Annotated in this window: 9 protein-coding genes and 1 pseudogene; 8 read left to right on the forward strand and 2 right to left on the reverse strand. The window is 61.5% G+C overall.

Annotated features, from left to right (window positions below; genetic code table 11):
- Positions 1–308 precede the first annotated feature (308 nt).
- The 4 genes from VSR68_RS06295 (at position 309) to VSR68_RS06310 (ending at position 3,768) form a co-directional block, all read left to right on the forward strand.
- Positions 309–1,034, forward strand: a complete 726-nt coding sequence (locus VSR68_RS06295; protein ID WP_342938957.1) for a glycine zipper 2TM domain-containing protein — start codon at positions 309–311, stop codon at positions 1,032–1,034.
- Between the two features lie 243 nt (positions 1,035–1,277).
- Positions 1,278–2,357, forward strand: coding sequence for a BamA/TamA family outer membrane protein (locus tag VSR68_RS06300; RefSeq protein WP_428983463.1), 1,080 nt, complete (start codon positions 1,278–1,280; stop codon positions 2,355–2,357).
- 263 nt (positions 2,358–2,620) lie between these two features.
- Positions 2,621–2,941 carry a hypothetical protein gene (locus VSR68_RS06305; protein ID WP_342938958.1) on the forward strand — a complete coding sequence of 107 codons (321 nt, stop codon included), beginning with the start codon at positions 2,621–2,623 and terminating at the stop codon, positions 2,939–2,941.
- A 266-nt stretch (positions 2,942–3,207) separates the two neighbouring features.
- Positions 3,208–3,768 carry a hypothetical protein gene (locus VSR68_RS06310; protein ID WP_342938959.1) on the forward strand — a complete coding sequence of 187 codons (561 nt, stop codon included), beginning with the start codon at positions 3,208–3,210 and terminating at the stop codon, positions 3,766–3,768.
- Between the two features lie 574 nt (positions 3,769–4,342).
- Here VSR68_RS06310 and VSR68_RS06315 read toward each other — a convergent pair.
- Complete coding sequence (locus VSR68_RS06315) at positions 4,343–4,624, reverse strand: hypothetical protein (RefSeq protein ID WP_342938960.1); 282 nt, start codon at positions 4,622–4,624, stop codon at positions 4,343–4,345.
- A 498-nt stretch (positions 4,625–5,122) separates the two neighbouring features.
- On the opposite strand from VSR68_RS06315, the gene VSR68_RS06320 reads away from it, so the two are divergent.
- Entirely contained in the window at positions 5,123–5,701 is a 579-nt protein-coding gene (locus VSR68_RS06320) for an acetate uptake transporter (RefSeq protein ID WP_342938961.1), read from the forward strand.
- Between the two features lie 257 nt (positions 5,702–5,958).
- Positions 5,959–6,170 (forward strand): annotated as a pseudogene (locus VSR68_RS06325) (universal stress protein); the annotation flags it as partial.
- 119 nt (positions 6,171–6,289) lie between these two features.
- On the opposite strand, the gene VSR68_RS06330 reads toward VSR68_RS06325, so the two are convergent.
- Positions 6,290–6,712, reverse strand: coding sequence for an ACT domain-containing protein (locus VSR68_RS06330; protein ID WP_342938962.1), 423 nt, complete (start codon positions 6,710–6,712; stop codon positions 6,290–6,292).
- Positions 6,713–6,987: 275 nt separating this feature from the next.
- Between VSR68_RS06330 and acs the strand changes: the two genes are divergently transcribed.
- Positions 6,988–9,048, forward strand: a complete 2,061-nt coding sequence (gene acs / locus VSR68_RS06335) for an acetate--CoA ligase (RefSeq protein WP_342938998.1) — start codon at positions 6,988–6,990, stop codon at positions 9,046–9,048.
- A 183-nt stretch (positions 9,049–9,231) separates the two neighbouring features.
- Positions 9,232–9,441 (forward strand): twin transmembrane helix small protein, encoded by a 210-nt coding sequence (locus tag VSR68_RS06340; RefSeq protein ID WP_342938999.1) that lies wholly within the window; start codon positions 9,232–9,234, stop codon positions 9,439–9,441.
- Positions 9,442–9,565 lie beyond the last annotated feature (124 nt).

Below are 9,565 nucleotides of genomic sequence, written 5' to 3' on the forward strand. Positions count from 1 at the left end.
GCCCACTGAATGGTCCGCGACCGGGTTCTGCGCGAGGCTGTCTGGCCGGCCGCGACTTCCACCTGATTCGCTACAAGGAGGATGCCGACGATCTGCGCGTCGGTCAGACGTGCCTCGTCGTCAAATGCGCAAATTGTCGACGACAGGCGACTGGGCAGGAGCCTGGCGCATTGTGTTCTTCCGATGCGAGGCGCGTCGAACGACCCGACGCCCGACGCGCTACAAACGCTTACAAAGTGAGCGCCCCTGCGCGTGCACCACCCTCGTCGACGCGACGTTATTGCTGGCACACACCAGTGGAGGCCGCAATGAACACAAACGTCACGAACAACATCGCGCAACGTCGCCGCATTCATCCGTTGATCGCGGGCGCAGCCGTGTCCGTCATCCTCGCCTGTGCGACAGGCGTCGCAGCGATGACGGGTATCCTTCCCGTATCGCATGCAGTGCCGTCGCCCAGCGCGCAGATCGCGGCAGCCACTGCACAGCCCGCGAGCCTGCCGCTGGCCGTGCAACAAACCAATCCGGTTCAAGCCGCTGTTCAACCGGCGGCTCAGGCTTATGCGCAACAGACGGGACCAGCGGCTCCCCAGCGCGTTCATCACACGCACAAGCCGCACGTCGCGCCCGCCCCGCAGTACACAAACAGCGACTACTCGCAGGCGCCTTCGCAACCCTCCGGCGCACGACAGATCGCCGCTGATCCGGACGCGGGCGAAGTCGTCGCGATCACTCCGGTTCGGACGTCCGAGCCGACGACCGGCCTCGGCGCGGTCGGCGGTGCTGTTGCGGGTGGACTCATCGGCAATCAGATCGGCGGGGGACGCGGCCGCATTCTCGCCACGGTCGCGGGCGCCGTCGGCGGCGGTCTCGCGGGCAACGGCATCGAGCATGTGGTACGCAAGCAGACCAGCTATCAGGTACAGGTCCGCATGGAAGACGGAAGCTACCGCAATTTCAGCTATTCGACGCAGCCGCCCGTGCAGACTGGACAGCGCGTTCATGTGTCGGGCGATACGTTGACCTCTTCGTAACCGGGTATTACCCGGCACGGTACAGAACGGCCCGTCATACGCGAGCCGTCGTTATCATCGGTTCCAGCAGCATGTTCGCGGCCGCGACCTGTTCAGGGACGGCCTTTACCGTACCGCGGTTCATGCGCCGGCAATAGCGGGGCGCCACGTCATTGCACGAGGGTACAGACGATGCATGGTCGTCCTGCGTTCGCAAGGCTGACTGCCGCAATTGTTGCGACAGCTACGGCGGTGTGCGTCGACGTGCATGCCGACGAGAAAGCGCCGCTCAGCTTCATCGATCCGACAGACGGGCAACTGGACATGAGCGACTTCCTGCTCAAGCACAAGGGGGCGTTGCCCGTGCCCATGGTGATCACTGAGCCGGCTGTCGGCTATGGCCTGGGTCTTGGCCTGCTCTTCTTCTCCGGGCCGATTGCCGAAGGGGCGGCGAATTCGACAGGCGGCCAGCCCAACAGGATCCCGCCGAACGTGACGGCGATCGGTGGCCTATACACGCGGAACGGCACGTGGGCCGCAGCTGCCGCGCACTTTCACACATGGGACGAGGACCGGTTCCGTTACCTGGGCGCAGTGGCAAAGGTCGACGCTCACCTCGACTATTTCGGGCTGTCCAGTCAGCCTCGGGCCTATACCCTGCTGGGCGACGCGCTGCTTCAGCAGTTTCTGATGCGCCTCGGAAATAGCCGCTGGTATGGCGGCGTGCGCTACGTCTTCTTCGATTCGACGTCCAGCTTCGCAGGCGGCGACGTACCGGCCAGCATTGCCAACTTCGAGAGGAAGCAGCGTATTGGCGCGGGGAGCCTCATCGTGGACTACGATTCGCGCGACAACATCTTCTATCCCTCCTCCGGCAGCTTCGCCGAGTTCGAGACGCAATTCGCACGGCCGAGCTTCGGCGGCACCCAGAACTATGACGTCTACGCCGCGCGTGGCTTCAAATGGATTCCACTCGCGCATACGCTGATTCTGGGGTTACGCCTCGATACCAGATTCTCGACGGGAGACATTCCGTTCTATGCACAGCCGTACGTCGATCTGCGCGGCGTCCAGAAGGGACGATACCAGGACCGTCATGCCATCTCGACTGAAGCGGAGTTGCGTTGGGAGGTTACGCCACGGTGGTCGCTACTCGGCTTCACAGGTCTCGGGAAGGCCTACGGGCGGCTGGTAAGCTTTTCGCAGGCACAGAATGTAACGAGCATCGGGGCGGGTTTCCGTTACCTGATCGCACGCAAGCTGGGTGTGTCCATTGGAATCGATGTCGCCCACAGCAAGGACCAGAATGCGTTTTATATACAGGTCGGCAGTGCGTGGCGGTGAGTTCGTGAGTCGCAGCCGCGGGATCGGGCTCGCCGCACGGGCGGCGCATGCGTCTGGATGCACCGCTTGTCAATGGATCAGGTCGTAGTGCCCATACTGTTCCCGCAACTGGTGCTTGAGCACCTTACCGGTCGCACCCCAGAAGAACGGAATCCACGAAAGCCACAGCGTCAGGTTTCCCCTCTGGTAGCCCGCAGACTATAACTTGTCTTATATGCGTCATTTCACCCAGCCAGGCTTTCGAAAGTGGACGGAGGTCCAGCGTGGCAGACATCAGGCTTGATAGTTTCATCGACGCTCGCGGTGCTCCCGCAGACCCGAAACTGTATGTCGTGTTGAGAACAACCGACGTATTCGCAGCCGGCAGCTGGACTCAAACAGCTGCTACCCTCCTGGGATTTCCAGGCTCGGGCAAGTGGACATTGAACTCCGCCGACGACCCCGGCGTCCAGGTACAGGACACAGCGGGCAAGAACATCTGCACGCTGCTATTCCTGACACCCAGATCCGCTGCCAAGGATGGAGACGCGCTAGTCACCGCCTGCAATTCTCCCTATTCCGTAGCGAAGTGGCACATCCAGTAAATCGACCCACGGCCGCCGCCACCGTTACACTCGCGCGCGGCTGGTAGCGGCTGCTCGAGGCGCCCTGCAAATGCACGCACCAAATCAAGATCCTGCACGAAGCGTCAATTCGAAGGTGGACGCACGTCCGTGATTTATTTTGGCGTGCGTTCGGGCCGGCAGGCTTCACGCGAATACGACCCTGTATGGGATGCGATGCGGTGATTTCTTGCCGCGCGCCAACCGCACTCCGTCGTCCTGGAATTGTGAGTACGGTGGGGGGCAACATGAACCATGGACTGGTACTTGGGGTGCTAAGCGGTGCGCTGCTAGTCGGTTGCATGTCCGCCGGGGTCGAAGTGAGGCCTGAACAGATGGCGACTTTCCGGCGTGGCGTGACGACGCTTCAGGAAGTCACAGCCACGCTCGGCCCGGCATCAGTGCAGACCGCGCTCGACGATGGTTCGATGTTGCTCGTCTATACGTACGTAACGTCGAGGCCGCACCCCGAGACCTACATTCCGTTTATCGGGTCTCTGGTTGGCGGCGCAGACACGCATTCGTCGGCGACTGTGTTCCTGTTCGATACGCGCGGCGTCCTCAAGAGTGCGAATACCACGACTTCGAACGTCGGCACGGGCCTGAGCGCCGAGCGACACAGCACGCCGGCGCCAGTCGTTGACGCACCCGTCACGGTGGAGACCAATCCGCCAGCCGCCGTGCGGAGCGTTGAGCCGCCTGTCGTGGTCGAGGACGTTTCGCCAACTGGCGCGGATGGCGCCGAGCCGCTTCCCGAACAAGAGGGCCAGCCACTACCGGAAGGCAGCGCTGAACCACCACCAGAATAAAAGCACCCAGTTGGCGGCGAGCAGGTAGCAGTCGCACTGCGCGATATCGGATTGGGCGACGCGCCACTGTGCCGGGTTACATCGCACCGCGCCCGTGATAACGCTCTAAACGGCGGACCCACAGGCTTCGCTTCCGTGCCGAAGCATCCATCAGTGCGTTCCTGACGGGTCAGTCGATGAAGGTGCGCGCGCCCAGCTCGAGGCGCCGGTCCAAACGGATCCAGAACGCGAGCGCCGCCGATCGCAAGCAGCGCAATCGACATGCGATAGCTGCTGGTGAAGTCGGTGGCAACGCCGAATGCGAGCTGCGAGACGATCGCCGCCGCCAACCTCTCCTTGAATCCGGTGTTCGCTCACTGAGCGCCCAGCAAGACGGAGCCCTTCCCCGACAACAGGGGGCCCGTCGATGACGGCGCTGCTGCACCCGGCGGCCGATGTTCGCTTCCCCCGCCAGTTGCTCGCTTAGCTGCGAAGCAACGTGATCCGCAGTCGAGAAGATGATCTGATCAGGATTGCTACTCTTTCACTACGCTGCCCTATGCACGTCAACCTGACAGAGTCCTTTCCTTCATGGTCATGGCCCCTTCTTACTAGAGGCTGTTGACACGGAGAACGATGCGTTCGTGACAGACGTATAACCGGGCACCGAAGGTACGGGTGCCGCCGAGGGCGGTGGTGATATTTCGAATAGAGACGGTGCCGGAGAAAGGTCGAACGTGATCGACTGCTCGCCGAGCTTCAACCATTCGCGGAATCCGGGACTCTTATCGCGCGCGATGAACACCAGCAACACGACAGCAATAACGACATGGAGGCAGAAGACAGCCACCTCGATCCCCGCGAGCTCATGTCTCATGTCGACGCTCCAACTGAAGCCCCAAACGTGCCGGGCTCTGGAACTGATCAAACCGGCGGTCTGGACACTGCGTATCCGTGTCATTTTTCTTCTTGTTAGGCTCGCCGACTCTTCAGCCTTCTTATCGTAGGTCGCGTTACTTACAAAACACGCATATTGCGCGAACGCATACGCGCTTACGCGGCAAGTCCGAGACTTTCATTTGAAAGCGTAGGCATGCCCGCACCGTACTGTGACCTGGTTGCGGGCTCCGGGCTACGTCACGATCGTGCTGTCCGCAGCGTCGCTCCCCAATCCGATTCGGCGAGCGGCGCAACGCATCCTACACTTAAGTTGAACCGCGCAGGCTTGCACGTGGCTGCGCCACAAATACGGTCAAACGCATATTGTGCCGATGGCCATCGATAGCGAGCATCGCACGGTCGCGTTCGGCGGCGACCGAGGAATTCGCATCGCCTCCGGATATGTCTCAAAGGCTAACCACCAAGGAGGCGGTTTATGAACAGCAAGTTAGCCAACCCGGCGCCGCTCGGGCTCGCTGGGTTCGCATTCACCACATGGATGCTCAGCATGGTGAACGCCGGCTGGTTCGACAAGGATGCCTTGGGACTCGTGCTGGCGCTGGCGTTCGCGTTCGGCGGCACGGCGCAGATGATCGCGGGCGTGCTCGAATTTCCGCGCGGCAACACGTTAGGCACGGTGGCGTTCCTCAGTTATGGCGCATTCTGGTGGTCCTTTGCGCTGTTTGCCGGTTTCCTGGGCACCAAGGTGCCCGAGTCTTTCGTCGGCTGGTATCTGTTCGTGTGGGGCGTGTTCACGTTCTACATGTGGATCGGCTCGCTGCACACGAGCACGTCTGTGCAATTGGTGTTTCTCTCGCTGTGGATCACTTTCCTGCTGTTGGCGATCGGCGCGTGGACAAGTATGAGCATTGCCACGCTGAGCGGTGGCTACGCAGGCCTGGTGACCGCCCTGCTGGCGTTCTATGCGTCCGCGGCGATGGTGATCAACGAAAGCTTCGGACACACCGTGCTTCCGACACACGACTGGGCACAAGCCCATCCGCAAGCGGCCTAGCCACTCGGTGCGGGTCGGCCGGCGTGCATCGGGCACGCCGGCCAGTGAGCGCGGGAGAGCTCCATCGAGAAGGGAACCCTATCCGGGTATCGGGTCTTTCCGGTGCCTGCCAACTGTGGGCCGAGAAACGGACCGACTGTCCCGCTACGAGCCGACGTATCGTCATCGAGTTGCACGAGCACGTTGAATAGACTGCTTGCGCGTCGATATATTGCGTCGAGATCCTGTCGCGCCCTGCTCAGCGCCCCGAACAGGTTGCAACAGACGCCGCCGTCCTGTGCACGACGAGCTGGGTCATCAGCGACCATCCGTATCAGGCAATCATCAACGCGCGCAGGAGCGGCATTGCGATCCGATTGTGATGGCGTCGCACGGCCGGCACAGCATGCAAGGACTCCTCATCGACGGCGAAACGCAGAAGGTACTAACGCACAGCGCAATACCGGTGCTGGTATATCGGGGCCAGTGAGCAAATCCTGCCCCTCCGCAGCCTGTCGCCGCGAATTTATCTGAGCAATGCGACATGCCGGGCACACAGCGTGACGGCAGCTGGAAACACATTGCCGTCGCGGCGGCACTGCGACGTCCCTACGCCTGCTGCAAAATCCCGATCGCGCGAACCGTATCGTCGAGCGTGTCCATTCCGATGTAGGCGACGAACTGCGTGCCCATGACGGCAGCCGACACGCCGCGGAGATTGATTCCCCCCGCAGCCAGCTTTTGGGTCAGCTCTGCAATGACGCCCGGGTGGTCGGTGCCCATCACACGCACCGAGTGAAGACTCGGAGTGACGTTAAATCCCACCTGCGAGGCGGCGCGGACTTCCCGATCGTTCTGAAGCGGCGCGAGGAACACGACTCCCTTCCCGGGCGCTTCCGGCGTTCGTCGCGAGATGATGAATTGCAGGTTCGCTCCGGCATCTCGCAGCACACCTAGCACTTCGGCAAGACCGCCGGGTCTGTCCTCGATGGCGGCCGCCCACACATCGACACGTTCAACGAGCAGGTCCATGGCACCTCTCCCGTTTGATGAGCCCCAGTGAAAATCTAGTTCAGGGCTGACCGACCGGCAAGCCAAAGGGCGTGGTCGCGCGAACGCAATTGGCCGTCGGAAAGCAGCGCTTTGGCGGGGAATACGTTGATGGCATTGCTTCCGCCATGCCCTTAATATTTGTTATGCAGCGCATGGATTGTCGCGCCTGGTGCCCAGACTCAAAAGACGCGCTGCCGCGGGTAGCGTGGGACAGTTCGTGCCCCGGGGCATCGGGGATGCAAGGAGGAATTGTCATGTCACGAGACAAGTCATCGCGCCGCACTTCCGAAGAACAGCAAACGGTGGAGGTTTCCGAAGCGCAAATCGCCGTGCACTGGCCCGAAGAGAACTATTTCGCGCCGCCCGCCTCGTTCATCGCCCAAGCCAATCTGACAGATGCGGAAGTGTTCGCACGCTTCTCTCTCGACAAATTCCCCGAGTGCTTCAAGGAGTTCGCGGACCTTCTCGACTGGTACAAGTACTGGGAGACGACGTTCGATGCAAGCAATCCTCCGTTCTGGCGCTGGTTCGTCGGTGGCCGGATCAATGCCTGCTACAACTGCGTGGATCGCCACCTCGCCGACTACCGGAACAAGGCCGCGATCCATTTCGTGCCCGAGCCCGAGGACGAGACGGTCCAGCATGTCACCTACCAGGAGCTTTATGTCCGCGTAAACGAGTTCGCGGCGATGCTACGCGATTTCTGCGGCCTGAAGACAGGCGACCGCGTCACCCTGCATATGCCAATGGTGGCAGAGCTGCCCATCACGATGCTCGCCTGCGCTCGCCTTGGGGTGATTCACTCGCAGGTGTTCAGCGGCTTCAGCGGAGCAGCCTGCGCGGACCGCATTCTGGACTCCGAAAGCCGTCTGCTGATCACGATGGATGCCTACTGGCGCGCCGGCACGCTGCTCGACCACAAGGAGAAGGCCGACACGGCATTCGCCGAGGCCGCGGCCAGGGGCCACCGCGCCGAGAAGATCCTGATCTGGCAGCGCTACGCGGGCAAGTATTCGAGTCCGACGAAGCTCGTGGAGAAACGCGATGTCGTCGTCAACGACGCCCTCAAGGCGTTTCGCGGCAAACGTGTCGAGCCCGCACAGATGCCGGCTGAAGCACCGCTTTTCCTGATGTATTCGAGCGGCACCACAGGGCGCCCCAAGGGGTGCCAGCACGCCGTCGGAGGCTATCTCGCCTACGTCGCCTGGACATCGAAATACATCCAGGACATCCACCCTGAGGACGTGTATTGGTGCATGGCCGACATCGGCTGGATCACCGGCCATTCGTACATCGTCTATGGCCCGCTTGCGCTCGCAGCCTCGTCGGTTGTCTACGAAGGCGTGCCCGTCTACCCGGATGCCGGGCGCCCGTGGAGAATTGCCGAAAAACTCGGCGTCAACATCTTCCATACATCGCCGACGGCGATCCGTGCGCTGCGGCGCAGCGGACCGGACGAACCGGCGAAGTACAGCTATCGCTTCAAGCACATGACGACCGTGGGCGAACCCATCGAGCCCGAAGTCTGGAAGTGGTATCACCAATCTGTCGGCAAGGGTGAGGCGGTGATCGTCGATACCTGGTGGCAAACGGAAACGGGCGGGTTCCTTTGCAGCACGGTGCCGGCGCTGCACAAGATGAAGCCCGGCAGCACCGGTCCGGCGATTCCCGGCATTCATCCCGTCATTTACGACGACAACGGCAAGGAGCTTCCGCGCGGTTCCGGAAAAGCGGGCAACATCTGCATCCGCAATCCGTGGCCCGGCGCGTTCCAGACCATCTGGAAGGCACCGGAGCGCTATGTGAAGACATACTATTCCCGCTACTGCAAGAACCCGGAGAGCAAGGACTGGCGCGACTGGCCATACATGGCGGGAGACGGAGCCCTTGAGGCTGCGGACGGCTACTTTCGCATCCTTGGACGCATCGACGACGTGATCAACGTTGCGGGCCATCGTCTCGGAACCAAGGAAATCGAGTCGGCTGCGCTGCTCGTGCCGAACGTCGTCGAGGCGGCGGTCGTGCCCGTCACCGACGAGATCAAGGGCAAGGTACCCGAACTCTATGTTTCGCTCAAGCCAGGCGTAGAACCAACGGCCGGGATTGCGCGAGAGGTCTCGGACACTGTCGTTGCCAGGATCGGCGCCATCGCGAAGCCCCATCGGGTTGTCATTGTTCCCGACATGCCCAAGACCCGATCCGGCAAGATCATGCGGCGCGTGCTGGCCGCCATCTCCAATGGCCAGGATCCCGGAGACGTGTCCACGCTGGCCAATCCGGAAGTCGTGGACCGTATCACGCAACTCATCCAGTAGGCTGGCGGGGCTGGCGCATACGACCGCCTGTGTCCCGGCAAATCCAGCTCGCCGGGTAGCTTGCACGCCCATGGGCACTGTGGCATCACGTCACGGCGCATGCTGATGCGCAGTGCCTATAACGACGGGCTATCTTGCGGCTCAGGCTTGGGCCGTCACTCAAAGTCCGATCAGAGGCCGTTCATGCACGTTCTCGTCCCCATCGCATTCATTCTGATTATCACAAGCATGATCTCGGCGCTGTATTTCATGATGCACGATCGTGGTAAGACGCAACGGATGGTCTGGTCGCTAGCAACGCGTGTCGGGCTGTCGATTGCGCTTTTCCTCTCGATCCTCGTTGCGAACTGGATCGGCTGGATCCACCCGACCGGTATCTCGTTTGGCCGCTAGTGTCATGAGTTAAAAATTCATTGAATGATGTCGATCACGTACTAAAGTGTTCTGTGTGGCACTCGATACGAGGAGGCATCGATGAGCGGACGGCCCAAAGGGGAACTCGTGCTGAGCGAATCGG

Origin of the sequence: Paraburkholderia phymatum, from assembly GCF_038900715.1 — a bacterium.
GTDB classification, from domain to species: Bacteria; Pseudomonadota; Gammaproteobacteria; order Burkholderiales; family Burkholderiaceae; genus Paraburkholderia; species Paraburkholderia phymatum_A.

What these genes read in the sequence shown, in the direction of transcription:
- VSR68_RS06315 (WP_342938960.1), bottom strand. Translation starts at nt 4,624, where the DNA reads ATGAGACATGAGCTCGCGGGGATCGAGGTGGCTGTCTTCTGCCTCCAT.
- VSR68_RS06330 (WP_342938962.1), bottom strand. Translation starts at nt 6,712, where the DNA reads ATGGACCTGCTCGTTGAACGTGTCGATGTGTGGGCGGCCGCCATCGAG.
- VSR68_RS06295 (WP_342938957.1), top strand. Translation starts at nt 309, where the DNA reads ATGAACACAAACGTCACGAACAACATCGCGCAACGTCGCCGCATTCAT.
- VSR68_RS06310 (WP_342938959.1), top strand. Translation starts at nt 3,208, where the DNA reads ATGAACCATGGACTGGTACTTGGGGTGCTAAGCGGTGCGCTGCTAGTC.
- VSR68_RS06320 (WP_342938961.1), top strand. Translation starts at nt 5,123, where the DNA reads ATGAACAGCAAGTTAGCCAACCCGGCGCCGCTCGGGCTCGCTGGGTTC.
- VSR68_RS06340 (WP_342938999.1), top strand. Translation starts at nt 9,232, where the DNA reads ATGCACGTTCTCGTCCCCATCGCATTCATTCTGATTATCACAAGCATG.
- acs (WP_342938998.1), top strand. Translation starts at nt 6,988, where the DNA reads ATGTCACGAGACAAGTCATCGCGCCGCACTTCCGAAGAACAGCAAACG.